20 protein-coding genes are annotated in these 25,271 nt (G+C 70.5%); 4 read left to right on the forward strand and 16 right to left on the reverse strand.

The genetic code is table 11. The annotated features are described in order from the left end of the window. The 14 genes from nuoH to mqnC form a co-directional block, all read right to left on the reverse strand. Positions 1-1,368: an NADH-quinone oxidoreductase subunit NuoH gene (gene nuoH, locus AB0M54_RS11830; RefSeq protein ID WP_364322401.1), complete on the reverse strand. Its 1,368-nt coding sequence runs from the start codon at positions 1,366-1,368 to the stop codon at positions 1-3. Further along, positions 1,368-3,848: an NADH-quinone oxidoreductase subunit G gene (locus AB0M54_RS11835; RefSeq protein ID WP_364470554.1), complete on the reverse strand. Its 2,481-nt coding sequence runs from the start codon at positions 3,846-3,848 to the stop codon at positions 1,368-1,370. Before AB0M54_RS11835 ends, nuoH begins: the two co-directional genes overlap by 1 nt. Beyond that, on the reverse strand, positions 3,848-5,164 hold the full coding sequence (nuoF, locus tag AB0M54_RS11840) for an NADH-quinone oxidoreductase subunit NuoF (RefSeq protein ID WP_364322397.1): 1,317 nt from the start codon (positions 5,162-5,164) through the stop codon (positions 3,848-3,850). Before nuoF ends, AB0M54_RS11835 begins: the two co-directional genes overlap by 1 nt. Then, positions 5,161-6,303, reverse strand: a complete 1,143-nt coding sequence (gene nuoE / locus AB0M54_RS11845) for an NADH-quinone oxidoreductase subunit NuoE (protein WP_364470556.1) — start codon at positions 6,301-6,303, stop codon at positions 5,161-5,163. Before nuoE ends, nuoF begins: the two co-directional genes overlap by 4 nt. Further along, on the reverse strand, positions 6,304-7,629 hold the full coding sequence (locus AB0M54_RS11850) for an NADH-quinone oxidoreductase subunit D (protein ID WP_364470558.1): 1,326 nt from the start codon (positions 7,627-7,629) through the stop codon (positions 6,304-6,306). It abuts the gene before it with no gap. After that, the gene (locus AB0M54_RS11855; protein WP_364322391.1) at positions 7,626-8,312 is read right to left on the reverse strand and encodes an NADH-quinone oxidoreductase subunit C; all 687 of its coding nucleotides are present in this window, start codon (positions 8,310-8,312) and stop codon (positions 7,626-7,628) included. The genes AB0M54_RS11850 and AB0M54_RS11855 overlap by 4 nt, the downstream gene beginning before the upstream one ends. Continuing rightward, positions 8,313-8,984 (reverse strand): NADH-quinone oxidoreductase subunit B family protein, encoded by a 672-nt coding sequence (locus AB0M54_RS11860; RefSeq protein WP_364322389.1) that lies wholly within the window; start codon positions 8,982-8,984, stop codon positions 8,313-8,315. A gap of 5 nt (positions 8,985-8,989) precedes the next feature. Further along, the gene (locus AB0M54_RS11865; RefSeq protein ID WP_364322388.1) at positions 8,990-9,355 is read right to left on the reverse strand and encodes an NADH-quinone oxidoreductase subunit A; all 366 of its coding nucleotides are present in this window, start codon (positions 9,353-9,355) and stop codon (positions 8,990-8,992) included. Positions 9,356-9,434: 79 nt separating this feature from the next. Then, positions 9,435-10,712 (reverse strand): geranylgeranyl reductase family protein, encoded by a 1,278-nt coding sequence (locus tag AB0M54_RS11870; protein ID WP_364322652.1) that lies wholly within the window; start codon positions 10,710-10,712, stop codon positions 9,435-9,437. Between the two features lie 121 nt (positions 10,713-10,833). Then, positions 10,834-11,091 (reverse strand): hypothetical protein, encoded by a 258-nt coding sequence (locus tag AB0M54_RS11875; protein WP_364322386.1) that lies wholly within the window; start codon positions 11,089-11,091, stop codon positions 10,834-10,836. Between the two features lie 55 nt (positions 11,092-11,146). Next, positions 11,147-11,842, reverse strand: coding sequence for a demethylmenaquinone methyltransferase (locus AB0M54_RS11880; protein ID WP_364470560.1), 696 nt, complete (start codon positions 11,840-11,842; stop codon positions 11,147-11,149). Between the two features lie 291 nt (positions 11,843-12,133). Further along, positions 12,134-13,216 carry a hypothetical protein gene (locus AB0M54_RS11885; protein WP_364470562.1) on the reverse strand — a complete coding sequence of 361 codons (1,083 nt, stop codon included), beginning with the start codon at positions 13,214-13,216 and terminating at the stop codon, positions 12,134-12,136. 95 nt (positions 13,217-13,311) lie between these two features. Further along, positions 13,312-14,481: a hypothetical protein gene (locus AB0M54_RS11890; protein WP_364322380.1), complete on the reverse strand. Its 1,170-nt coding sequence runs from the start codon at positions 14,479-14,481 to the stop codon at positions 13,312-13,314. 266 nt (positions 14,482-14,747) lie between these two features. Then, complete coding sequence (gene mqnC / locus AB0M54_RS11895) at positions 14,748-15,989, reverse strand: cyclic dehypoxanthinyl futalosine synthase (protein ID WP_364322378.1); 1,242 nt, start codon at positions 15,987-15,989, stop codon at positions 14,748-14,750. Positions 15,990-16,081: 92 nt separating this feature from the next. On the opposite strand from mqnC, the gene AB0M54_RS11900 reads away from it, so the two are divergent. Genes AB0M54_RS11900 through AB0M54_RS11910 form a run of 3 tightly spaced genes read left to right on the forward strand, consistent with a single transcriptional unit; the run spans position 16,082 to position 20,943 of the window. Next, positions 16,082-19,099 (forward strand): DEAD/DEAH box helicase, encoded by a 3,018-nt coding sequence (locus tag AB0M54_RS11900; RefSeq protein WP_364470564.1) that lies wholly within the window; start codon positions 16,082-16,084, stop codon positions 19,097-19,099. Between the two features lies 1 nt (position 19,100). Beyond that, positions 19,101-19,925, forward strand: a complete 825-nt coding sequence (locus tag AB0M54_RS11905) for an SWIM zinc finger family protein (protein ID WP_364470566.1) — start codon at positions 19,101-19,103, stop codon at positions 19,923-19,925. Positions 19,926-19,935: 10 nt separating this feature from the next. Beyond that, positions 19,936-20,943 carry a WD40 repeat domain-containing protein gene (locus tag AB0M54_RS11910; RefSeq protein ID WP_364322372.1) on the forward strand — a complete coding sequence of 336 codons (1,008 nt, stop codon included), beginning with the start codon at positions 19,936-19,938 and terminating at the stop codon, positions 20,941-20,943. Positions 20,944-21,023: 80 nt separating this feature from the next. Here the strand turns inward: AB0M54_RS11910 and AB0M54_RS11915 are convergent, their stop codons facing one another. Continuing rightward, positions 21,024-21,926, reverse strand: coding sequence for a DUF3103 family protein (locus tag AB0M54_RS11915; RefSeq protein ID WP_364470568.1), 903 nt, complete (start codon positions 21,924-21,926; stop codon positions 21,024-21,026). Positions 21,927-22,241: 315 nt separating this feature from the next. Continuing rightward, complete coding sequence (locus AB0M54_RS11920) at positions 22,242-24,254, reverse strand: AAA family ATPase (RefSeq protein ID WP_364470570.1); 2,013 nt, start codon at positions 24,252-24,254, stop codon at positions 22,242-22,244. 167 nt (positions 24,255-24,421) lie between these two features. Between AB0M54_RS11920 and AB0M54_RS11925 the strand changes: the two genes are divergently transcribed. Beyond that, on the forward strand, positions 24,422-25,270 hold the full coding sequence (locus AB0M54_RS11925; RefSeq protein ID WP_364322366.1) for a menaquinone biosynthesis protein: 849 nt from the start codon (positions 24,422-24,424) through the stop codon (positions 25,268-25,270). The last annotated feature ends 1 nt before the right edge of the window (position 25,271 follow it).

Genomic DNA, 25,271 nt, shown 5'->3' on the forward strand with positions numbered 1-25,271 from the left:
TCACACCTCCTTCTCTGGCGAGGTTTCGCCGACCGTTGCGGGTTCCCGCTCGGCGACGGCCCGCCGCGCCCGTGGGCTCGGCGGCACTTGCAGGTCCATGGGTGGCACCGGGAAGCTGCCCGGTGGCCGGGCGGCCAGCTGCTCCTCGATGGAGAGCTGCCTGACCTTCTTGGCCGACGGCCAGAACAGCGCGACCAGCAGCACCAGGATCACCACGCTGCCGATCACCAGCCAGCGGGTGGTGCTGGAGAACTCGTTGCTGGCGACCTTCACCCCGGCCAGGAACAGGATCCAGACCAGGTTGACCGGGATCAGGACCTTCCAGCCGAAGCGCATGAACTGGTCGTAGCGCATCCGGGGCAGCGTGGCCCGCAGCCAGATGAAGCCGAACAGCAGGATCAGGACCTTGCCCAGCCACCACAGCAGCGGCCACCAGCCCTGGTTGAACATGCCGTCGTTGATCGAGCTGATCGGCCACGGCGCCCGCCAGCCGCCCAGGAAGAGCGTGGTGGCGAAGGCCGAGACGGTGATCATGTTGATGTACTCGGCCAGGAAGAACAGCGCGAACTTGAACGAGGAGTACTCCGTGTGGAAGCCGCCGACCAGCTCGGACTCGGCCTCGGGGAGGTCGAACGGCGCCCGGTTGGTCTCGCCGACCGCGGAGATGCAGTAGATGACGAAGCTCGGCAGCAGCAGGACCGCGTACCAGCTCGGCGCGGTCGGGTGCCAGCCGAAGATGTCGACCGAGCCGTTGCCGGCCTGGGCCTTGACGATCTGCGAGGTGCTCATCGTGCCGGCGGTCATGAAGACCGCGACGATCGACAGGCCCATCGCGACCTCGTACGAGATCATCTGCGCGCTCGACCGGAGACCACCGAGCAGCGGGTACGTCGACCCGGACGCCCAGCCGGCCAGCACCACGCCGTAGACCGCCATCGACGAGCAGGCCAGCAGCACCAGCACGGACACCGGAACGTCGGTGAGCTGCAGCGCCGTCTTGTGGCCGAACATCGAGACGACCGGTCCGAACGGGATCACCGCGAAGGCGGTGAAGGCCACGGTCGCGGAGATCACCGGCGCGATGAAGTAGACCACCTTGTCGGCGGTCTTCGGGATGATCTCTTCCTTGAACGGCAGCTTCACGCCGTCGGTGAGGCTCTGCAGCCAGCCCTTCGGGCCCACCTGGTTGGGGCCCGGCCGGACCGCCATCCGGGCCACGACCTTGCGCTCGTAGTTGATCGTGAAGAGCGTCAGCAGCAGCAGGACGACGAAGACGCCGAGCAGCTTGATCAGCACGATCCACCAGACGTCCTGTTCGAACGTCTGCAGCGTCGGGTCCTGCGCGAGGACCTCGAGTCCGTTGCTCATCAGGAGAGAGCCCCCTCAGCGAGGATCGGGCCCGGCACCCCGGCGGACAGCCGGACCACCGCTCCCGCGTTGACCCCGAGGCTGCGACGGACCGTCGAGCCGGGTGAGTTGGTGGGCAGCCACACCACCTGCGCGGGCAGGTCGGTGATCTCGGCCGGCAGCGTGACGCGGCCACGGCCGGTGCTGACCGTGATCAGGTCACCGTCCGCGACACCGAGCGTGTCGGCCAGGTCCTTGCCGATCCGGGCCACCGGCGGGCGGGCCGTGCCGGCCAGGGCCTCGTCGCCGTCCTGGAGGGAACCGAGGTCGAGGTTCTGGTTCCAGGTGGCCAGGATCGCCTCGCCCGGGCCCGGGGCGGGCCGCGCGGTCGCCGCGGCCACCGCGGGCCGGGACGGACGCTCCGAGCGGCTGGCCGGCATCGCGCCCAGCTCGCGGCGGATCGCCATCACGTCGCCGGTGTTCAGCGTGACGTCCATCAGCGCGGCGATCGCCTCGAGCACCCGCCCGTCGGTCATCGCCGTGGTCGGCAGCACCGTGTCGAAGGACCGCAGGCGGCCCTCCCAGTTGAGGAACGTGCCGGACTTCTCGGCGGCCGGGGCGATCGGCAGCACCACGTCGGCCCGCCGGGTCACCGCGCTCTGCCGCAGCTCCAGGCTGACCAGGAACGGCACCGTGTCGAGGGCTTCCTCGGCCAGCCGCGGGTCGGCCAGGTCGGCCGGGTCGACGCCGGCCACCAGCAGGCCGCCGAGCACGCCGTCCTTGGCCGCCCGCACGATCGCGTCGGTGTCCCGCCCGACCGAGGCCGGCAGCAGGCCATCGGCCAGGTCCCAGGCGGCCGAGATCTCGGTGCGGGCCGCCGGGTCGGTGACCGGGCGGCCGCCGGGCAGCAGGTTGGGCAGGCAGCCGGCGTCGACCGCGCCGCGGTCACCGGCCCGCCGGGGCACCCAGACCAGCCGGGCGCCGGTCCGCGAGGCCAGCGCGGCCGCGGCCGAGAGCCCACCGGGCACGGCGCCGAGCCGCTCGCCGACGATCAGGATCGAGCCGGGCGCGGCCAGCGCCGCGGCCACCGCCGGGTCGGTCTCGAGCAGCCGGGCCTCGTCGCCGGGAACCGCCTTGACCAGCGCGGCGCTGAGCTTGTCGAGACCCCGGGTGAGGTAGGGCGCGACCGCCGTGACCTTGAGCTTCCGCTTCCGTACGCCCTTGCGCAGACGCAGGAAGAGGATGCCCACCTCTTCCTCGGGCTCGAGCCCGACGAGGACCGCCGACGGCGCTTCCTCGACGTCGGTGTAGGTCACGTCGGTCAGCCCGGCCACCGTGGACGCCAGGAAGTCGGCCTCCTCGGTGCTGACCGGGCGGGACCGGAAGTCGATGTCGTTGGTGCCGAGCGCGACCCGGGCGAACTTGGCGTACGCGTACGCGTCCTCGACCGTGAGCCGGCCGCCGGTCAGCACGCCGACGCCACCGTTGCGCCGCGCCGCGGTCAGGCCCTCGGCCGCGGCGAGCAGCGCCTCGCTCCACGACGCGGTGCGGTATTCACCGGTCTCCCGGTCGCGGATCAGCGGCTCCATGATGCGGTCGGCCGCGGTCGCGTAGCGGAACGCCCAGCGTCCCTTGTCGCAGTTCCACTCCTCGTTCACCGCCGGGTCGTCGCCGGCCATCCGCCGCAGGACCTTGCCGCGGCGGTGGTCGACGCGGCTGGCGCAGCCGCCGGAGCAGTGCTCGCACACGCTCGGCGTGGAGACCAGGTCGAACGGGCGGGCCCGGAACCGGTACTGCTCGCCGGTCAGCGCGCCCACCGGGCAGATCTGGATCGTGTTGCCGGAGAAGTACGAGTTGAACGGGACGTCGCCCTCGCCGTCGCCGGCCTGGCCGTCACCGGTGAGCTCGCCGCCGAAGAAGTCGTCGCGGTAGACGTTGATCTGCTCGCCGGAGGAGCGGTCCATCAGGTCGATGAACTTGTCGCCGGCGATCTCCTCGGAGAACCGGGTGCAGCGCTGGCACAGGATGCACCGCTCGCGGTCCAGCAGCACCTGGCTGGAGATGTGGATCGGCTTCTCGTACTCACGCTTGTGCTCGTGGAACCGGGAGTCGGTGCGGCCGTTGGACATCGCCTGGTTCTGCAGCGGGCACTCGCCGCCCTTGTCGCAGGTCGGGCAGTCCAGCGGGTGGTTGGCCAGGAGCAGCTCCATCACGCCGTGTTGGGCCTTGTCGGCCACCTCGGAGGTGAGCTGGGTCTTGACCACCATGCCCTCGGCCACCGCCTGGGTGCAGGAGGCGACCGGCTTGCGCTGGCCCTCGACCTCGACCAGGCACTGGCGGCAGGCGCCGGCCGGGGCCAGCAGTGGGTGGTCGCAGAACCGCGGGATCGCCGTGCCCATCCGCTCGGCGACGCGGATGACCAGCTCGCCCTTCTCGGCCTGGACCTCGACGCCGTCGATGGTCAGGGTGACGAGATCGGTCTTCTTTGCGACGTCGGTCATCAGTGCGCTCCTACCAGGGCCTTCTCGGACAGCCGCGGAGCGGTCCGGCCCTCGATGTAGTCCAGGTAGTCCTGGCGGAAGAACTTGAGCGTGGACACCACCGGGGTCGCCGCGCCGTCGCCCAGGCCGCAGAACGACCGGCCGAAGATGTTGTCCGCGGTGTCCTGCAGGGTGTCCAGGTCGGCGTGGGTGCCGTGACCGGAGAGGATCCGGCGGTACGTGCGGACCATCCAGTAGTTGCCCTCGCGGCACGGGGTGCACTTGCCACAGGACTCGTGGTGGTAGAACTCGAGCCAGCGCCAGGTCGCGTAGACCGGGCAGTCCTGGTCGGAGAAGATCTGCATGGCCGTGGTGCCGAGGATCGAACCGGCCGCCGCCACACCCTCGAAGTCCATCGGGGTGTCGATGTGTTCCGCGGTGAGCAGCGGGGTGGACGATCCGCCCGGCGTCCAGAACTTCAGGTTGTGGCCGGGCTGCATGCCGCCGGCCAGCTCGATCAGCTCGCGCAGGGTGATGCCGAGGCCGCATTCGTACTGACCCGGGTTGGCGATCCGGCCGGACAGCGAGTAGATCATCGGGCCGGACGACTTCTCGGTGCCCATGCTCTTCCACCAGTCGGCGCCGCCCAGCACGATGTACGGCACGCTGGCGATGGTGCCGACGTTGTTCACCACGGTCGGGCTGGCGTAGAGGCCGGCCACCGCGGGGAACGGCGGGCGCAGGCGCGGCTGGCCGCGGAAGCCCTCGAGCGAGTCGAGCAGCGCCGTCTCCTCGCCGCAGATGTACGCGCCCGCCCCGCTGTGCACCACCAGGTCGAGGTCGAAGCCGGAGCCCAGGATGTTCTCGCCGAGGAAGCCCTTGGCGTACGCCTCCTTGACCGCGTTGCGCAGCCGGCGGGCGGCGTGCACCGCCTCGCCGCGGATGTAGATGTAGGCCCGGCTGGCCCGGATCGCGTACGACGCGATGATCGCGCCCTCGACCAGCGAGTGCGGGTCGTACGTCATCAGCGGCAGGTCCTTGCAGGTGCCCGGCTCGCCCTCGTCGGCGTTGATCACCAGGTAGTGCGGCTTGCCGTCGCCCTGCGGGATGAAGCCCCACTTGAGACCGGTCGGGAAGCCCGCGCCGCCGCGGCCGCGCAGACCGGAGTCCTTGATCAGCTGGATCAGGTCGTCCGGGTGCACGTCCAGCGCCTTCTTGACCGCCGCGTAGCCGTCCAGCCGCTGGTAGACGTCGATCTTCCAGGCGTCCGGCGACAGCCAGCGCTTGGTCAGCACCGGGGTCAGCTTTTCGAGCACCTCACGCCGTGGCTGCGTCACTTCTTCTCCTCGGAACCGTCGGCAGCGGCGGGACGGGCGTCACCGGCCGGTGAGCCGTCGCCGGACGGGGTGGTCTGTGCTACCCCGGACGCCTCGGCCGCGTTGCTCGGCGCCGGCGTGCGGGCCTGGGAGTCGCCGGTGCGGTCGGGCTCACCCATGGTCGGGTTGCGCTTCTCGGCCGTCCGGGTCTCGGGGTCCTTCACGTCCTCGCCGCCGGTCTCCTCACCGGCGTGCCGGTTGGTGACCGCGCCGGCCGCGGCCTTCACCGCTCCGGCCGCCTTCTTGGCCGCCCGGGTCACCCGGCCCTCGGCCGGCGGCGTCGTCGCCGCGGTCCGGGACGCGGGCAGCCGGCCCGGCAGCAGCGGCGAGGTGGCCGGCTCGGCGTCCTTGACGGCCTTGGCCGACTCGTCGCGGGCCGGCTTGGTGGTGGTGATCGGGGTGTCCAGGTTGAAGTCGGGCACCGAGACCCCGTGTTCCTGGGCCAGGGTCACGCCGCGCAGGGTCGGCGCGCCGGCCGGACCGTCGGCGACCGCCTCGATCCGGTCGTCGGCGAACCCGGCCAGCTGGACCTGCATCTCCTTGAGGGTGCAGATCCGGCCGCCGCGGCTGGGCTGCGGGCGCTCGCCCTTGCGCAGCTGCTCGACCAGCCCGATGGTGCTTTCCGGGGTGGCCTGGTCGATCGCGAAGTCGTAGTTGACCGTGACCACCGGCGCGTAGTCGCAGGCGGCCAGGCACTCGGCGTGCTCCAGCGTGATCGTGCCGTCGGTGGTGGTCTCGTCGTGCCCGACACCGAGGTGCTCGGACAGCTCGTCGTAGACCTGCTGGCCGCCCAGCACGTTGCACAGGGTGTTGGTGCAGACGCTGACCAGGTATTCACCGGTCGGCCGGCGCTTGTACATGGTGTAGAACGTGGCCACCGCGCCGACCTGGGCCTTGTTGATGCCCAGGATCTCGGCGCAGAACGCGACGCCGGCCGGGCTGACGTGCCCCTCGGTCGTCTGCACCAGATGGAGCAGCGGGAGCAGCGCGGACCGGCCACGGCCCGCGGGGTAGCGGGCGATGATCTCGAGCGCGGGGTCCAGGAGCTTCTCGGCCAGCGGCGTGGCGGCCGGGGAGAACTCCACCGTGGTTTCGGACATCTATCGGTCACACCCACCCATCACGGGGTCCAACGAGGCGCCGCCGGCGATCACGTCGGCGAGCAGAGCACCCTCGGCCATCGCGGGGATGGCCTGCAGGTTGACGAAGCTGGGATCACGCATGTGCACCCGGTACGGATGTGTGCCACCGTCCGAGACGACGTGCACGCCGAGCTCACCGCGGGGGTGCTCGATGGACACGTAGACCTGACCGGCCGGCACCCGGAAGCCCTCGGTGACCAGCTTGAAGTGGTGGATCAGCGACTCCATCGACTGACCCATGATCTTGGCGACGTGTTCGAGCGAGTTGCCCATGCCGTCGATGCCCACGGCCAGCTGGGCCGGCCAGGCGATCTTCTTGTCGGCGATCATGACCGGGCCCGGCTTGAGCCGGTCGAGCGCCTGCTCGACGATCTTGAGCGACTCGCGGATCTCGGCCATCCGGACCAGGTAGCGGCCCCACACGTCGCTGGTCTGCGCGGTCGGCACGTCGAACTCGTAGGTCTCGTACCCGCAGTACGGCATGGTCTTGCGCAGGTCCCAGGGCAGGCCCGCGGCCCGCAGCACCGGCCCGGTCACGCCCAGGGCCAGGCAGCCGGTCACGTCCAGGACGCCGATCCCCTGCGTGCGCTCCTGCCAGATGATCTGGCCGGAGAGCAGGCTCTCGTACTCCTTGAGCTTCTTCGGCATGTACTTGAGGAAGTCGCGGATCTTGCGGATCGCCGAGTCGGGGACGTCCTGCGCGACGCCGCCGGGGCGGAAGTACGCGTGGTTCATCCGCAGGCCAGTGGTCTCCTCGAAGATGTCCAGGATGTACTCACGCTCGCGGAAGCCGTACAGCATCATCGAGATCGCGCCCAGCTCCATGCCGGTGGTGGCGATCCAGACCAGGTGCGACGAGATCCGGTTGAGCTCCATGAAGAGCAGCCGGATGGTGTTCGCCCGCTCGGTGATGTCGTCGGTGATGCCGAGCAGCTTCTCCACCCCGAGGACGTAACCGGCCTCGTTGAACAGCGGGGCCAGGTAGTCGGCGCGGGTGACGAAGGTGGTGCCCTGGGTCCAGTTGCGGTACTCGAGGTTCTTCTCGATGCCGGTGTGCAGGTAGCCGATCACCGGGCGGGCGGCGGTCACCGTCTCGCCCTCGAGCTCCAGGACCAGGCGCAGCACGCCGTGTGTGGACGGGTGCTGCGGACCCATGTTGACGACGATCTTCTCGTTGCTCAACGGGTCGATGGAGCCGGTGACCGTGTCCCAGTCGCCGCCGGTGACCGTGAAGACACGGCCCTCGGTGGTCTCGCGCTCGGTTGCGTATTGAGAGGAAGTCACTGGTAAACCCTCCGCTGGTCCGGTGGCGGAATCTCGGCGCCCTTGTATTCCACGGGCACTCCGCCGAGCGGGTAGTCCTTGCGCTGCGGGTGGCCCTCCCAGTCGTCCGGCATCAGGATCCGGGTCAGGTTGGGGTGGCCGGTGAAGACCACGCCGAACATGTCGTACGTCTCCCGCTCCTGCCAGTCGGCGGTCGGGTAGACGCTGGTCACGCTGGGCAGGCTGCCGCCGGCCGGCACGGCCGCCTCGAGGCGTACGCGCCGGCGGTAGGTCATCGAGGTCAGGTGGTACGCCACGTGCAGCCGCCGCGCGTCGGTGTTCAGGTAGTCCACCCCGGACACCGAGGAGCACAGCTCGAAGCGCAGCGCCTCGTCGTCCCGCATGATCTGGACGACCTCGAGGATCCGTTCCGGCGCGATGTGCAGGGTCAGCTCGCCGCGGTCGACGACGACCTTCTCGATCGCGTCGGCGAAGCCGGGGTAGGCCTCCTCGAGCGCGTCGGTCACCTCGTCGAAGTAGCCGCCGTACGGCTTGGGGGTGCCGGGCGCCTCGGCGTGCTTGCGGACCAGGCCGCCGAAGCCGGACACGTCACCGCTGCCGGTGATGCCGAACATGCCCTTCTGGGGGCTGGCCGGCGTCTGCGCGGGTGCGCCCAGCTCGGCGCCGGTGGGTTCGATGCTCATCTACTTGCCGTCCTCCCGCAGATGCGGTTGCAGCTTCATCCAGTTCTCGATGCGCAGCTGCTCCTCGCGGCCTTCCTTGACCGCTTGCGTCCACTCCGCGCGGCGGACCTTGTCCACCCGGTACGAGGAGGGCATCGCGCCCGGCGCCACGATCGGCATCTTGCCCGCGGCCTTGCGGGCCTCGAGCATCTTGCGGCCGTTCGGGCCCAGCGGCTGGGCCATCACCTTCTCGCGCATCTTGAGGATCGCGTCGATCAGCATCTCGGGCCGCGGCGGGCAGCCCGGCAGGTAGATGTCGACCGGCACGATGTGGTCGACGCCCTGCACGATCGCGTAGTTGTTGAACATGCCGCCGGACGAGGCGCAGACCCCCATCGAGATGACCGAGCGCGGCTCGGGCATCTGGTCGTAGATCTGCCGGACCACCGGGGCCATCTTCTGGCTCACCCGGCCGGCCACGATCATCAGGTCGGCCTGGCGGGGCGAAGCGCGGAACACCTCCATGCCCCAGCGACCGAGGTCGTAGTGGGGCCCGCCGGCCGCCATCATCTCGATGGCGCAGCAGGCCAGCCCGAACGTGGCGCCCCAGAACGACGACTTCCGGGCCCAGTTCGAGAGCTTCTCGACCGAGGTCAGCAGAATGCCGCTCGGCAGCTTCTCTTCGATTCCCATGGTGATCAGTCCCAGTTGAGGCCGCCACGCCGCCACACATACGTGTAGGCGATGAAGACGGTGATGATGAAAAGAACCATCTCGATGAATCCGAACAGGCCCAGCGCCCCGAAGGAGACGGCCCACGGGTACAGGAAGATGGTCTCGATGTCGAAGATGATGAAGAGCATCGCGGTCAGGTAGAACTTGACCGGGAAGCGGCCGCCGCCGATCGGCTGCGGCGCGGGCTCGATGCCGCACTCGTAGGCGTCCAGCTTGGCGCGGTTGTAGCGCTTCGGTCCGACGATCGGGGCGATGGACACGGAGAACAACGCGAACAACGCGCCCAGGGTCAGCAGCCCGACGATCGGGACGTACGGGTTGACCGTCATGCTCTCTCCTGCTCGGGTGTCGTCCAGCTCACACTATTGATCCGGGATCCTCCGGCCTCGACCGGGGTGTCCTGCGTCTTCATACCGCCGGAGCCACCTTGGTCAGACCGTTGATGACCCGGTCCATGGCGTCCCCGCCCCGCGGATCCGTCAGGTTCGCCAGCAGTTTCAGAACGAATCGCATGAGCGTCGGATGTGGCATGCCGTGCTTGGTCGCGACCCGCATGATCTGTGGATTGCCGATCAGCTTCACGAAGACCCCGCCCAGGCGGTAGTACCCGCCGAAGCGGATCTTCAACTCCGCCGGGTACGCCCGCAGCGCGCGCTCGCGGTCCGGACCGGCCGGTCGGGCCAGCGCCTGCACCGCGACCTCGGCCGCCAGCTCGCCGGACTCCATCGCGTAGGCGATGCCCTCGCCGTTCATCGGGTTGACCATGCCGCCCGAGTCGCCGACCAGCATCATGCCGCGGGTGTAATGCGGAACCCGGTTGAAGCCCATCGGCAGCGCCGCGCCGAGGATCTGACCGTCCGCGTTCGCCTCGTCGGTCAGGCCCCACTCCGGCGGCGTGGTGGCCAGCCAGTCGGTCAGCATCGCCCGGTAGTTGGTGCGGCCGAAGGCGCTGGACGAGTTGAGGATGCCCAGGCCGGCGTTGACCCGGCCGTCGCCGAGGCCGAAGATCCAGCCGTACCCGGGCAGCAGCCGGTCGCGGTCCTGCGCGCTGCGCAGTTCCAACCAGGACTCCAGGTAGTCGTCGTCGGCCCGGACCGGCGACTGGTAGTAGCGGCGGACCGCCACCCCGATCGGCCGGTCGTCCCGCTTGGCCAGGCCCATCGCCAGCGGCAGCTTGCCGGACACACCGTCCGCCGCGACGATCAACGGCGCGCGAAACTGAACCGGTTCCTTCTCGGCGCCACGCTTGGCCAGGACGCCGATGGCGTGGCCGTCGTCGTCGAGCACCGGCCCGGTCACGTTGACCCGGGTGTGCAGCACGGCGCCGGCCTCGACCGCGCGCTTGGCCAGCATGTCGTCGAAGTCGAGCCGGGTGCGGACCAGGCCGTAGCTGGGGAAGCTGGCCAGCTCGGGCCAGTCGAGCTCGAGCCGGACGCCGCCGCCGATCACCCGCAGGCCCCGGTTCTGCAGCCAGCCGGCCTTCTCCGAGGTGTCGACGCCCATCCGGATCAGCTGCCGGGTGGCGCGCGGGGTCAGGCCGTCGCCGCAGACCTTCTCGCGCGGGAACTCGGTCTTCTCCAGCAGGAGGACACGTAGTCCGTGTCGTGCCATGTGATAGGCGGCCGCGGAACCGCCCGGCCCGGCGCCGACGATGATCACATCGGCCTCGTCGACGATCGCTGTCAGCTGCTCGTGCACGGCCTCACCTCCGTTTCGCGCTTGCTCGTGAAACAGTTCACAAGCCAGCCCACCCGGAGTCTAAGACGGCCATCGAGGCGCTTCGGGGTTAGGGAACCCTAACCCCCAGTCACGCCGGTGAGCCGCGGTCGAGTGCCCGGTCTGCGACCAGCCGGGCGGCTCCGTCCAGGTGTTTCCGAAACGTACCGCCCATCGCCCGATCGAGCGCGACGATCAGCTGATCCACCAGATCCTGGGCCAGCCCCGGATCGTCGGCCGCGACCAGCCGGATGCGGTTGGCCAGTTCCAGCGCGCGCCGTTCGCCCTCTTCCTGATCATCGATGGCCACATCGATGTCGGTGTCCTCAAGTTCCCCGAGTGTGCGCATACTTTCGTACGTTAAGCACGGTTTTACGATTTGTTGGGGGTTTGGCGGGTTTTCACTAGTCTCTCGTGGCCCGGTGCAGCGCCACCACGCCGCCGGTCAGGTTGCGCCAGCCGACCCGGGTCCAGGGGCCGGCCTGCGCGATGCGTTCGGCCAGACCCGTCTGGTCCGGCCAGGCGCGGATCGACTCGGCCAGATAGACGTACGCCTCCGGGTTGCTGCTCACCTGACGCGCGACCCGCGGCAACGACCGCATCACGTAGTTGAAGTAGACCGTGTGGAACGGCCGGTTGACCGGGTGGCTGAACTCGCAGACCACCAGGCGGCCGCCCTTGCGCGTGACCCGGCCCAGCTCACGCAGCGCGGCGCCGGTGTCGACCACGTTGCGCAGGGCGAACGAGATGGTCACCGCGTCGAAGACGCCGTCCGGGAAGGGCAGGCGCAGCGCGTCGCCGGCCACCAGCGGAACGGTGCGCCCGCTGTGCCGGCCCGCCGCCAGCATGCCGGTGGAGAGGTCGGCGCCCACCGCGTACGCCCCCGAGCGGGTCAGCTCCTCGGTGGAGATCCCGGTGCCCGCGCCAACGTCGAGCACCCGTTCGCCCGGCCGCAACGCCAGCGCGGCCCGGGTCGACCGTCGCCAGCCGCGGTCCTGACCGAACGACAGGACCGTGTTGGTCAGGTCGTACCGCCGGGCCACGCCGTCGAACATCTCGGCGACCTCATGCGGCTGCTTGTCCAGATCTGCACGCGTCACGCGTCCACTCTGCCAGGCCCCGGACAGGGAAACGGGCGGGATGGTCACCCATCCCGCCCGTCACTGTGTTGCGTTATATATACGACCGCCATCGGTCGGGTCCAGAGGCGCCGCCATCGTTGATGGCAACCGGCGGCGTCGGTGCATTGCTCAGTGTTACGAGAAGCACGATATCCAGCGGAAACACCCCGGTACAGGAAGACACGGCGAGCGTTACGAAGGAGCAATCAGCCCCTCACCGACCCGCCTAACCGCACCTGTCTGAACGGATGATCGGATCCGCTGTACGGCCTACCCGACCCCCTCACGGCGGCGCCCCAGCAAGATCAAGAATGCTCCGAGGGCCAGCAGCAGCGCCCCGGCGCCCACGGCCGGCCCCGGTCCGGTGATCGGCAGGACCGGGTCGTCGTCACCGTCACCGCCGCCGGCGCCGCCGCCCGGGCTCTCGTCGTCACCCGGCACGACCACGATCACGAAGGTGTCGTCGTTGTCGGCCAGGTCGATGTCGGCCAGCGGCGTGGGGAAGGACCTCGGCGCGGCCTTGACCTCGGCCGGGGTCGCCGCCCGGCCGGTGATCGTCACCTTGCCGCCCTTGAGGTTCACGCCCCGCTTGGCGTTGTCGTCGAGCCGCACCGGGAAGGAGAGCGGGATCAGGTCGCTCTTCGCCGGCAGCACCGCGTCGCCGAAGTCGCAGGTGACCGTCCGGGCGGTCGTCTCACAGCCTTCGACGGGCGGCTTCCCGGGCCGGAAGCGAGCGCCGGCCGGCAGGGTCGCGGTCACCTTGACGTCGGTGGCCGGCACGTTGCCCCGGTTGGCGAAGGCGGCCTCCAGCGGGGCCGTCTGCCCCGGCTCGAGCGCGCCGTCGGCCGGCACGTCCGCGGCCTGGGCGTACAGGTCCGGGCCGGGCCCGCTCTCGACGGAGAGCGGGAACGTGGCGAAGTCCTGCGGGTCCCAGCCCACCCGGTAGACGAACAGGACGCGGAGGTTGCCGGCCGGTCCGGGCACGGCCCCGCCCGTGATGGTGGTCGTGAATGTCGCGCTCCGGCCCGGCAGCAACGGGTTCGGCGTGAGCGCGCACCCGTCACCGATCCACCCGCCGGCGTCACAGACCTCGCGGTCGATGGCGATGGTGATCCGGTCGTGGTCCCAGGAGTTCTCCTCGAACTCCAGGACCGGGTTCCAGAGATCGTCGTCGCTGATGTTGGTGATCGTGAACGTCACCTGCTTGGTGCCCCCGGCCACGACCTTGCCGCTGGAGAGTTCGATGGCCACCCTGAGCTCGTCCTCCGGGCCCGCGCTGGCCGGCGACGCGGTCAGGGTGACCGCGCTCGCCGCGAGGAACAGCGCGACGGCGCCGGTGAGCAGACGACGCATGATCAAGATTCCCCCCCATAGCCAACGGCCCGACACCCCCTTGGTGGGGTGCCGGGCCGGTCGGCGATCTTCAGTTCTGCGGTGGTGGTGGCGCCTTACTTGTTGTCGGTCGGCGCGGCGAAGGTGATCCGGCGACGACGGGCCGAGATGAAGAGGAACGCGCCCACACCCAGGGCCAGGGCACCGGCGCCGGCGGCACCCGCGGCGACCGGACCGGTCAGCGGCAGCGACGGGTCGTCGGACTCGCCGCCACCCTCGCCACCCGCGACACCGCCGAGGATGGCCACGAAGCCGTCGCTGTTGTCCGTGGCGTCCACGTCGAACTTGGCGATCTCGGCCTTGGTGACGGCCTTGGCGAACTTGGGCAGGGCCGGCGCCGCGGCGCGACGCTTGGCGACCGAGGCCGGCAGGGTCTCGGCCACGACGGTCCAGGTGCCGCCGGTCAGCTTGGCCGGGCCCTTGGCCTTCGACGAGACGACAACCTCGAAGTAGGAGCTGAACGCCGAGATCGCCGTGTCGTTCTCCTGACCGAACGGCACGAGGACCAGGCCCTTGCCGACGCAGGTCGCGGCGGTCATCGCCGCGTTGTACTCGCAGTCCTCTTCCTTGGCCGCGAAGGTGAGATCCTTCGGCAGCTTGACGGAGACCTTGAGGTTGGTGGCGGCCGCGTCACCGTGGTTGGCGATGTAGCCCCAGGCGAAGCTGTGCTCGCCCGGCGCCAGCGCCTTGCCGGTCGGCACGCCGTTGCTGTCGGCGGACGTCACGTCCGAGGCGACGACGCGCAGGTCGACACCGGCCTTCTCGGACAGCACGACCTCGACGGTCTTGCTGTCGTTGGCCTTGACCGTGTCACCCTCGACGACGACCGTGACCTTCAGCTTGCCGGCGCTGCCGCGGGCGGCCGGGTCGGCCACCTTCAGCGGAACGTCCAGGTCGGCGGTCTCGCCGGGCCCCGGGATGAACTCCTCGCCGATCTCACAGTCGGCGATGCCGTTCTCCACCGTGCACGAGCCCAGGTCGAGAGCGACCTTGTCGTTCAGCTGGCGGGCGTCGAAGAGCACGCCGACCTGCTTGGGCTTGCTGGTGCCGTTGTTCGAGAAGCTGATCGTGGCCGGCTTCTCGGTGGCGCCCAGGGCGATGGTGGTGCCCTTGAGGTTGATACCGAAGTCGACGTCAGCGGCCAACGCCGGAGTGGCGGCCAGGGCGAGAGCGCCGGCCGCGAGCATTCCGGTGGCGGAGACGCGCGCCAGGTGGCGGATCGTCATGAGAGGGGGCTCCCCGTGAGACCTAGGAATAAGAGGCCCGAAGGTTATCGACGGATCTTCACCTTCCGCTATCCCGTCCACAGGGGACACACAGGTCATGCGCGGCCCTGATCCGCAAATGCCCGTTTCTCGGAACGGTTAAGGGACCTTTAAGCCAGGGGCGTCACTCGGCCGAAAGGATGAGCGGATCTCGACGGAGCGTGATACCGCCATTACAAGCGTCGCGACGGTCGCGTATCGTCCATACGCAACCGGCTCACGCTCGGTCAGGAGGCCTCGACCAGCGGTAGCTGGGTGCGGCCGGCGCCGCCACCGGGGATCGCGATCGACGAGAAGTGGGAGACCACCCGGTCGTCGGTCGGGTCGTCGGCCTCGGTGTGGTGCACGGCCAGGTGGTTGTAGAGGGTGTCGCGCCAGGCCGGGATGCGGCCCGCCGTGCGGATCATCCAGATCAGCTCGTGCAGGTTCGAGCGGTGCCGGGCGCCGGCCGAGGAGATCACGTTCTCCTCCAGCATGATCGAGCCCAGGTCGTCGACGCCCATGTGCAGCGACAGCTGGCCGACGTCCTTGCCGGTGGTCAGCCAGGACGCCTGCAGGTGGGCCACGTTGTCGAAGAACAGCCGGGACACCGCGATGAACCGCAGGTATTCCAGCGTCGTGGCCTGGGTGCGGCCCTTGAGGTGGTTGTTCTCGGGCTGGTAGGTCCACGGGATGAACGCCCGGAAGCCGCCGGGACCGTCCGCCGCCTCGACCGGGGTGTCGGCGTAGCCGTTGGCCACGGCGAGGTCCTGGACCTCACGGATCATCCGGATGTGCTCGATGCGCTCGGCGTTCGTCTCGCCCGTGCCCATCATCATCGTGGCCGTCGAGCTCAGGCCGTTGCGGTGGGCGACCGCCATCACCTCGAGCCAGCGGGCGCCGCTCTCCTTGAGCGGGGCGATGGCCTTGCGCGGCCGGTCCGGCAACATCTCGGCGCCCGCGCCGGCGATCGAGTCGAGCCCGGCGGCCTTGATGCGGACCACCGCCTCCTCGATCGAGACGTCGCTCACCTTGGCCATGTGCAGGATCTCGCTGGGCCCGATCGAGTGGATCACGAGCTGCGGGTACGCCTGCTTGACGGTGGAGAAGAGCTGCTCGTAGTAGTCCACCCCGTAGTCGGGGTGGTGACCGCCCTGGAGCATCACCTGGGTGGCGCCGAGGTCGGCCGCCTCGCCGCACCGGCGCAGGATCTCCGCCATCGGGTGGGACCAGCCCTCACCGTGTTTCGGCGCGCGGTAGAAGGCGCAGAACTTGCAGGCGGTGACGCACACGTTGGTGTAGTTGATGTTGCGGTCGATCAGATAGGTGACGATGCCGTCGGGGTATCGACGCCGCCGGACCGCGTCGGCCGCCTCGCCGAGCGCGTGCAACGGCGCATCCGTGTAGAGCAGCAGCGCCTCCTCGGCGCTGATCCGGCCGCCGTCGGCGCCACGCTGCAGGATGCTGTCGATCTCGGTCAAGGCAGTCACGACGCCAAGCGTACGTGCCGTTTCGGGGGGTCGTCAGCGGCGCGTGTCACGGCGGCGCGGTTTTGTCGGTGCCCTTGGTTAGGGTCGTCGGCGTGCTTGTCGTTCACGGTTCGTGGCTGCCCGTTCCGGGCGGCATGGGTCAGCTCGCGCTCTGGGCCGAAGACCCCGAGCTCCCGCTGACCGCGGCGTCGCGCGCGAAAAGGCCGGCCCACCCGTTCGCGGTGCCGGCCGGCCGGCTGCTGGCCGCGCTCGACGACCTCGGCGACGAGCTGGCCACAGCGGTCGAGAGCACGCTCACGCTGCGGCTTCCCGGCACGACCAAGGGTCCGCTGCCGTCGCCCGAGGCGGGCAGCGAGACGCCCGGCCGCGGGCTGCGGCTGACCGAGTGGGAGACGCCGGCGCTGCTGCTGCCCGGCGAGGCGGCGATGGCCGCCCTCGGCGCGCTGGCCTCGCCCGACCCGAGCGGCCCGTGGAGCTCGGCGGCCTCGCTGCGCTACCTCTGCGTGCTGGCCGGGCACGCCTGCGACCTGGCCCGCCGGGGCCGCATGCTGCCCCAACTGGTCACCGAGGCGGGTGAATCGGCCGCGCGCTGGCGTCCGGTGCTGACCGGGGCCGACGCCGCCGCCTACCGCGACTTCGCGGCCGCGATGCCGCCGGTCTGCCGGGCCGCCCACGACGCCGGCGAGGGCGCGACCCTGCGGGACGCGCTGGCCGCCCTGGTCGACGCGGCGGCCCGGGCGCTGCTGCCCGAGCGGCTGCTGCTCGGCCACCGGCCGGGACCCAAGGCGCCGCTGCCCGACCGCTGGGTGCTCGCGCTGACCGCCGACGACCCGGCCCTGCCCGGCGCACCCCCGGCCGAGGTGGCCGACCTGCGCCGGGCCCTGGACGGCTGGCTGGCCGCCGCCCACGAGGCCAACGGGCCGATCCGGGTCAGCTTCCGGCTGAGCGAGCCGCCGCCCGGCGAGGACGACTGGGGCCTGGAGTTCGCGCTCCAGTCGGCCGACGACCCCAGCCTCTACCTGCCCGCGGCAGCGCTGTGGGACGGCGCCCGGATGCCGGGGCTGCCCGCCCGGCCGGACGAGACGCTGCTGGCCGGTCTCGGCCGGGCGGTGCGGCTCTTCCCCCTGCTCCACGTCGCGCTCCGCGATCCGGAACCGGCGGCGATGACGCTGGCGACCGGCGAGGCCCACGAGTTCCTGCGCCAGGCGGCGCCGTTGTTGCAGGCGGCCGGCTTCGGGGTGCAGCTGCCCAAGTGGGCGGGGCGCAAGGCGGTCGGGCTCAAGCTGACCACGCGTACGCGGAAGAAGGAATCGTCCCGGGCGGTCGCCGACTCCGGGTTCGGGCTGGACGAGCTGGTCGGGTTCCGGATCGACCTGGTGATCGGCGACGGCACGGTGACCGCCGAGGAACTGGCCGAGCTGGCCCGGCTCAAGGTGCCGCTGGTCCGCATCCGCGGTCAGTGGGTCGAGCTGGACGACCGGCAGCTCAAGGCGGCGCTGCGGGCGGTCGACAAGCGGCGCGAAGGCGAGCTCACCGCGGCCGAGGTGCTGCAGACCGTGGTCGACGGCGGCGACGAAGACCTGCCGCTGGTCGAGGTCGACGCCGACGGGATGCTCGGCGACCTGCTCGGTGGCGCGGCCGAACGCCTGGCGCCGGTGGCCACCCCGGCGGCGTTCCAGGGCGTGCTCCGGCCGTACCAGGAAAGGGGTTTGTCGTGGTTGCACTTCTTGTCCAGGCTGGGTCTGGGCGGGGTGCTGGCCGACGACATGGGCCTGGGCAAGACCGCACAGACGCTGTCGCTGCTGCTGGCCGAGCGGGCGGGCGACACGAAGGCCGCGCCGACCCTGCTGATCTGCCCGATGTCGCTGGTCAGCAACTGGCAGAAAGAGGCGGCGCGGTTCGCCCCGAGCCTGCGCGTGTACGTGCATCACGGCGGCGCCCGGCAGCGGGACTCCTCGTTCCTGGACGCGGTCGCGTCGGCCGACCTCGTGATCACCACGTACGGGACCGCGCTACGTGACCTGACGGCCCTGTGCGAGGTGACGTGGGGGCGGGTGGCCTGCGACGAGGCTCAGGCGATCAAGAACGCCGGGACCCGGCAGGCGCAGGCCGTCCGTGCGATTCCGGCCCGTACCCGGCTGGCCCTGACCGGCACGCCGGTCGAGAACCACCTGGCCGAGCTCTGGTCGATCATGGAGTTCGTCAACCCGGGGCTGCTCGGGCCGGCCAAGCGGTTCCGCCGCCGCTTCCAGGAGCCGATCGAGATCCGGCAGGACGCCGACGCCACCGCCGCGCTCAAGCGGGCGACCGGCCCGTTCGTGCTGCGCCGCCTCAAGACCGACAAGTCGATCATCTCGGACCTGCCGGAGAAGGACGAGATGAAGACCTGGTGCACGCTCACCGCCGAGCAGGCGACGCTCTACCAGGCCGTGGTGGAAGACATGATGGACGCCATCGAGGGCTCCGAGGGCATCCAGCGCCGGGGCAATGTGATCGCCGCGATGACCAAGCTCAAGCAGGTCTGCAACCACCCGGCCCACCTGCTCAAGGACGGCTCCCGGCTGCCCGGGCGGTCGGGCAAGCTGGCCCGGCTCGAGGAGCTGACCGAAGAGATCATCTCCGACGGCGACAAGGCGCTGATCTTCACGCAGTACTCCGAGTTCGGGTCGATGCTCCAGCCCTACCTGGCCGCCCACCTCGACCGGCCGGTGCTCTGGCTGCACGGCGGCCTGACCAAGGCCCGGCGCGACGACCTGGTCGAGCGCTTCCAGACCGACGACGAGCCGATGCTGTTCCTGCTGTCGCTCAAGGCGGCCGGCACCGGCCTCAACCTGACCGCGGCCAACCACGTGATCCACTACGACCGCTGGTGGAACCCGGCCGTCGAGAACCAGGCCACCGACCGGGCGTTCCGCATCGGCCAGCGGCGCAACGTACAGGTCCGCAAGTTCATCTGCACCGGAACGCTCGAGGAGAAGATCGACGCGATGATCGAGCGGAAGAAGGCGCTCGCCGCGTCGGTGGTCGGCACCGGCGAAGACTGGATCTCCGAGCTGAACACCGACCAGCTGCGCGACCTGTTCGCGCTCGACCCGGTGGCGGTGAGCTGACATGCCGGTCGACCCCGACGGACGGTTCTTCGAGGGCGGGCCGCCGATCAAGGTCGACGGCGGCATCGCGGTGCGGGCCCAGCGCGGCAACATCGGCTCGCAGTGGTGGTCACGGCGGTTCGTCGACATCCTCGAGGAGATCTGCCCGCCCGGCCGGCTGGCCCGCGGCCGCAGCTACGCCCGCAAGGGCCAGGTCATCGACTTCTCGCTCACGCCGGGCCGGGTGGTCGGCCGGGTGCAGGGCTCACGACCAGAGCCCTATCTCGTCACGCTGACCATCGACGCCTTCGACCCGCCACAGTGGACGAGACTGACCTCCGACCTCGCCGGCCAGGCCCTGTTCCGGGCCGCGCTGCTGGCCGGCACGATGCCGCACGAGATCGTGGAGGTCTTCGACGCGGCCGAGCTGCCGCTGTTCCCCGCCCAGGTCGGCATGGTGTGCAGCTGCCCGGACTGGAGCGTCCCCTGCAAACACGCCTCGGCCGTGCTATACGTGCTGGCCGAGGCGTTCGACGACGACCCGTTCCTGGTGCTGGCCTGGCGCGGCCGCAGCCGCGACGAGCTGCTGGACGCCCTGCGCGCGACACCCGAACCGGCCGAGGTGATCGACCCCCTGGCCGTCGACGAGACGGCGCTCGGCGACCGGCTGGGCGACTACTACTCCCCCGGAATCTCGCTGAGCCGCCTGCGCGAGCGGCCGGCCCGGGTGACCGCGCCGCCCGAGTTGCTGCTGCGGGCCCTGGACGCGCCGAAGGTCAAGGTGCGTCACATCCCGCTGACCGACCTGCTGCGTCCCGCCTACCGAGACCTTGAACGCCCCGACTAGCGTGCGCGGCGTGGACACGCCTGTGGATGAACATCCCTGGAACGCGGCTCAGGCCGAGCACGGTCACGCCGGCGACGTCCGGGCGATCGCCGCCGGCGCCTGCGCCGGCCGGCCGGTCTTCGCCTCCGGCGGGGAGGACGGCACGATCCGGCTGTGGGAGGCCGGCACGTCCGATTTCCTGCGGTCCATCGAGGCACACCCCAAGCCGGTCCGCGCCCTCGTGTTCGCCGGCGACATCCTGGTCAGCGCCGGGGAGGACGGCCTCGTCGAGCGCTGGGACCCGGCCACCGGCGAACGGATCGGGGCGCCGCGGCCCGAGCCGGTCGTCGCGCTCGCCGCCGCCGGGAACCTCGTCGCCGCCGCGGGCGCCGACCAGCGACTCCGGGTCTGGGACGCGTCGACCGGCGCCCCGCGGGCCGACTTCGACGTGCGGCGCGAGGTGACGAGCATCTCGTTGTCCTCCCCCGGCGACCGCCTGATCGCCCTGGTCATCGGCGAGCTCCGGGACGACGAGAAGCACTGGGACGACCTCGCGGTCGGGACCCTCTGGGACGCCACGACCGGCGCCGAACTGCGCGAGCCGATGCTGATCCCGGACGGCGGCGGCGTCGGCACCGCCGGAACCGTGAACGGCCGCCCGGTCGTGGTGCACGGCATCGACGCCCGGAAGAACCAGCCCGACGAATGGTGCCGGCCCGAGGAACGGGCCGACCTGAACGTCCGCGACCTGACCACCGGCGACCTGCTGGCCACGCTGACGCACCCCGGGTACGGCTGGAACCACGCGGTGGTGCTGGTCACCGCCCGGTCCGGCCGCACCCTGGCGTTCTCGGCCGGCGACTCGAAGGTGATCGCCTGGGACCCGGCCACCGGCCACGAGATCACCGACCCTCACCTGCGCGAGTTCTACACCGGCGAGGTGTCCGGCCTGGCCGTGACCGAGGTGGACGGCCGGTTCGCGGTCGCCGCCTGCGTCGACGACCAGGTCTGCATCTGGTCGGCCGACGTGCCGGGCTGATCTCACATGCTCCGGGGCGACGGGAGATACGCGAGCGGTCGGCCCGCGCATCTCCACACGGGGTCACCTGATCGGCACCCTCAGGAGGTCCACTGCCGAAGAGCGCCCCAATTGGTTCTGTTCTGGGAAGAGCCTTCAAACAAGCTGTGCTTGATCTGAACGTCGCCGATGCGGTCATCATCGTCGTCCATGCCGATTCCGAGTTTGTACTCACCGAAGGCCAACTCGAAGTCGAAACTGCTGCCGTCGTCCTCCCACCAGGAGAAGACCACGTCACACTTGGAACTGCCCAGGTTCTCCACTCCGGTCCATTCGTCGCCGGCGTTGTTCAACCCCTCCCAGTTGTATTCCACGAACCCCGTACCGCTGCAGCCCCTGCTCTTGACCCGCACAGCGATCTCCGCGTCTCCCTTGGCCCACGGCTCCTTGTCGTCGAGCAGAACGACCTCATTCATGGTGACCTTGTAACTGGCCGCTGCGGCGGAAACCGACTCGTCGGCCGACGTCACGTCTGATTGCCGGGTCTGGAGCACATTGCCGGCATCGTCGGTTCGTTCGTTGACCCCCAGGACGATGACGGGCTGCTTCGGCGCCACCTGAGCATCCAGCTGGTGGGCCTTGCCCGCGGCGTCGTAGGCGGTGACGGTCGCGAGTGTCGTGTCGTCGACGCCCTCGGGCATCCAGGCGACCAGCGGGGTGTAGTCCGCGGCATTCCAGGTGTCGAAATTCGCGGGCACGGCGACCTGGAAGCGCGGAATCCCGTTGGCGAGAGCCGCGACGGTGTTCTGGGCCGACAGAGTCGAGATGCCCTTCGCCTGAGAAGCGACCTTCGTGATTGCGCCCTGCGCACCCGGTTTCGCCTTGAGACTCTTCCACAGGACATCGTTGTCGCCGTCGAACCGCTCGGCGACGGAATCCTGGATCGTCTGACGGAAGCCCTTGTCCGTGACGGCGCCGGCGAACAACTTCGCCAGAGCGTCCAACGAGCTGTTCGTGCCGGCGTCGGAGATCCTGGCCGTGGCGGTCGAAGGTTCCGCGTACGCCGGGCCCCCGATGATGGCACTGCTCGCGGCGACCGTCCCGAGAATGGTCAGGGAAGCGCCGACGATCCGCCCTGCCCTTTTCCGCGCACTCCGAGATCCCATGTTCCCTGGGTTCACAATTCCTCCTCTTGCCGCACCGTCTGTCGAGAAGGGACGCTACGGACGCGCGAACCGGTTCGTGAGGGTCGAACAACCCTCATTCCGCACCGACGAGTGAGTGGGCCGGCGAGCGTCGCCAGGGCTGGAAGCGTCTAATCAGAGAGGCGGCGGCAGGGGCTGGCTGTGCAGGACCGAGAGGCGGGAGACGGCGCGGGTCAGGACGACGTAGAGGCGGTGCAGGCCGCGCGGTTCGGCGGCCACGATGTCGGCGGGCTCGAGGACGATGACGTGGTCGTACTCGAGGCCCTTGACCATCGTCGCGGGCACCACCGTGACGCGCGCCTCGGAGTCGACGTCCTCGGGGGTCGCGGCCTCGACGCCCGCCGCGGCCAGGTGTTTGCGCAGGCGGTCGATGGCGCTGTCGGCCGCGATCACCGCGACCGACCCCTCGTGCTCGAGCGCGGCCGTGATCTCGACCAGCATGGCCGCCTCGACATCGCCGGTGGGCACGATGGACAGGTCGCCGTCGCTACGCAGCGACTCGGCCTCGGGCACGTCCACGCCCAGGGCCGGCAGCAGGCGGTTGGCCAATTCGATGATCATTTCGGGTACGCGGAACCCGACGGTCAACGGGACCACCGCGGCGTCCGGCTTGCCGAGGTGGCCGAGGGTGTCCCGCCAGTTCACCGCCGCCCACGGCGCCGTGCCCTGGGCCAGGTCGCCGAGCAGCGTGATCGACCCGTGCTCGCTGCGCCGCGCGATCGCCCGCGCCTGCATCGGCGACAGGTCCTGCGCCTCGTCGACGACCACGTGCCCGAAGCTGGACTCCCGTTCCAGCAGCCCGGCCGCCTCGTCGAGCAATACCAGGTCGGCGGCGCTGAACCGGGCGGCCTTGACCGTCCGTGGCGGCTTGACCCAGCGGATCGCCTCCTGCTCGGCGGGGGTCAGGATGCCGTCCGCGATCGACGGGTCGACAAGCACGGAGACGACCAGTTCGGCCGGCGTGATCGACGGCCAGGCGGCGTCGATGAACGTGCGGACCGGCGCCACCCGGGCCATCTTGCGCATCCAGCCCTCGCCGGGCGAGTTGCCGGTCCGGTACTCGGACTGGCGTTGCAGCAGCCCGACCACCCGGGCCAGCACCCGCTCCCGGCCCACCGCGTACGGCAGTCCTTCGCGCCGGGCCTCGTCCACGATCCGGCGCAGCGGCTCCGCGTCGATCCGCCACCGGTACGACCCGTCCGACACCATGATCGGCTCGGTCGGCTTCACCAGCCGGCCACGAAGCGCCTCGGCCAGCACCCGGGCCATCCGCGGGTCGTGCTTGATCAGCGTGGCCGCGTCGGTGTCGACGGCCCGGACCGGCGCCCGCCCGATCAACTCGTCGACGGTGGCCTGCTGCACCTCGACCTCGCCGAGGGCCGGCAGGACCGCCGAGATGTACGACAGGAACGCGGTGTTCGGCCCCACGATCAGCACCCCGGACCGGCGCAGCCGCTCGCGGTGCAGATAGAGCAGGTACGCCGCCCGGTGCAGCCCGACCGCCGTCTTGCCGGTGCCGGGCGCGCCCTGCACGCAGATCGAGTGCTCCAGGTCGGCGCGGACCAGCTCGTCCTGTTCCGGCTGGATGGTGGCGACGATGTCGCGCATCGGGCCGACGCGCGGCCGTTCGATCTCGGCGGTCAGGATGCGGCTCTTGGTGCCGAGTTCCTCGCCGCGGTCGAGGTGTTCGTCCTCGAAGCTGGTCAGTTCGCCGCGGACGAAACCGAATCGGCGGCGCACGGCCACGCCCTGTGGGTCGCGGACGCTGGCCCGGTAGAACGAGCGGGACAGCGGCGCCCGCCAGTCCAGGACCATCGGCTCGCCGGCGTCGTCGGTGACGTGCCGCCGGCCGACGTGGAACTCGGCGTCGCCGATGTCGAGGCGGCCGAAGAACAGCGGGGTGTCCGGTACGTCGGCCAGCTCGGCCACCCGCCGGGAGAGGGTCCGGCCGAGGGCTTCGGCGCCGTACGCGTCGCCGGCGACGTCGCTGCCGGTCGAGAAGAGGGCTTCGGCCCGGCCGCGCATCCGGCGCAGGGCGGCCCGGGACTCGGACAGATGGTTTCGTTCGGCTTGCAGTTCGCTGTCGAGGTCAGGTGCGGGCACGCTGATCTTCCCTATCGCTCGCATGCTTCGCTTCCGCGTATCCGGGGGCGGATGGCCGCCTGGACCCGGCGCGGCGACGTCCGCTTCGGTGCTTTCACCTCGTCCGTCGAGCGGCCAACCACCTTACGCTCCGACGTGGGATACGCCACCGAATTACCGGCGGGGCGAAATGCCGGGATACGTTCGGTGGCATGAGTGATCGCGTCCAGCGCCCCCGGGTCGGGCACATCCAGTTCCTGAACTGCCTGCCGATCTACTGGGGCCTGATGCGTTCGGGCGCGCTGCTGGACGTCGATCTGCGCAAGGACACGCCCGACCGGCTGAACGCGGCGCTGGTCGCCGGCGACCTCGACATCGGCCCGATCTCGCTGGTCGAATACCTGCGCCACCACGAAGATCTGCTGCTCCTGCCCAACCTGGCGGTCGGCAGTGACGGGCCGGTGCTGTCGGTGAACCTGGTGACCACCCGGCCGCTGGGCGAGCTGGACGGCCGCCCGGTGGCGCTGGGCTCGACCTCACGAACCGGCGTGCTGCTGGCGCAGATGCTGCTGGCCGACCGTTACCAGGCCGAACCGGAGTACTTCCGCTGCCCGCCCGACCTGACCCAGATGTTGATGGAGGCGGACGCGGGCGTGCTGATCGGCGACCCGGCGCTGCGGGTCATGCACGAGCCGCCCAGCGGTCTGACCGTGGTCGACCTGGGTGAGGCGTGGCGCGAGTGGACCGGGCTGCCGATGGTCTTCGCGGTCTGGGCGGTGCGCAAGGATTTCGCGTCGGCCCACCCGGGCGTGGTCAAGGAGGTGCACGAGGCCTTCCTGCGCTCCCGTGACCTGTGCCTGGACGAGCTCGACACGGTGGCCGAGGCGGCCGCCCGGTGGGAACCGTTCGACGCCGCGACGCTCGCCAACTATTTCCGCGCGCTCGACTTCTCGCTGGGCGAGCGCCAGGTGGCCGGGCTGCGCGAGTTCGCCCGCCGGGCGGCAGCGCGGGGCGAGGCGCCGGCACTGCCGCCGGACGGACCGGTCTTCGCGGCGCTCTGAG

The sequence above is a fragment of the Actinoplanes sp. NPDC051470 genome, from assembly GCF_040682035.1.
In the GTDB taxonomy this organism is placed as follows: domain Bacteria; phylum Actinomycetota; class Actinomycetes; order Mycobacteriales; family Micromonosporaceae; genus Actinoplanes.

Coding starts and splice junctions, on each gene's coding strand:
- AB0M54_RS11865 (WP_364322388.1), bottom strand. CDS start 9,355: ATGACGGTCAACCCGTACGTCCCGATCGTCGGGCTGCTGACCCTGGGC.
- AB0M54_RS11925 (WP_364322366.1), top strand. CDS start 24,422: ATGAGTGATCGCGTCCAGCGCCCCCGGGTCGGGCACATCCAGTTCCTG.
- AB0M54_RS11875 (WP_364322386.1), bottom strand. CDS start 11,091: ATGCGCACACTCGGGGAACTTGAGGACACCGACATCGATGTGGCCATC.
- AB0M54_RS11905 (WP_364470566.1), top strand. CDS start 19,101: ATGCCGGTCGACCCCGACGGACGGTTCTTCGAGGGCGGGCCGCCGATC.
- AB0M54_RS11835 (WP_364470554.1), bottom strand. CDS start 3,848: ATGACCGACGTCGCAAAGAAGACCGATCTCGTCACCCTGACCATCGAC.
- AB0M54_RS11920 (WP_364470570.1), bottom strand. CDS start 24,254: ATGCGAGCGATAGGGAAGATCAGCGTGCCCGCACCTGACCTCGACAGC.
- nuoE (WP_364470556.1), bottom strand. CDS start 6,303: ATGTCCGAAACCACGGTGGAGTTCTCCCCGGCCGCCACGCCGCTGGCC.
- AB0M54_RS11885 (WP_364470562.1), bottom strand. CDS start 13,216: ATGCGTCGTCTGCTCACCGGCGCCGTCGCGCTGTTCCTCGCGGCGAGC.
- AB0M54_RS11890 (WP_364322380.1), bottom strand. CDS start 14,481: ATGACGATCCGCCACCTGGCGCGCGTCTCCGCCACCGGAATGCTCGCG.
- AB0M54_RS11855 (WP_364322391.1), bottom strand. CDS start 8,312: ATGAGCATCGAACCCACCGGCGCCGAGCTGGGCGCACCCGCGCAGACG.
- AB0M54_RS11860 (WP_364322389.1), bottom strand. CDS start 8,984: ATGGGAATCGAAGAGAAGCTGCCGAGCGGCATTCTGCTGACCTCGGTC.
- nuoH (WP_364322401.1), bottom strand. CDS start 1,368: ATGAGCAACGGACTCGAGGTCCTCGCGCAGGACCCGACGCTGCAGACG.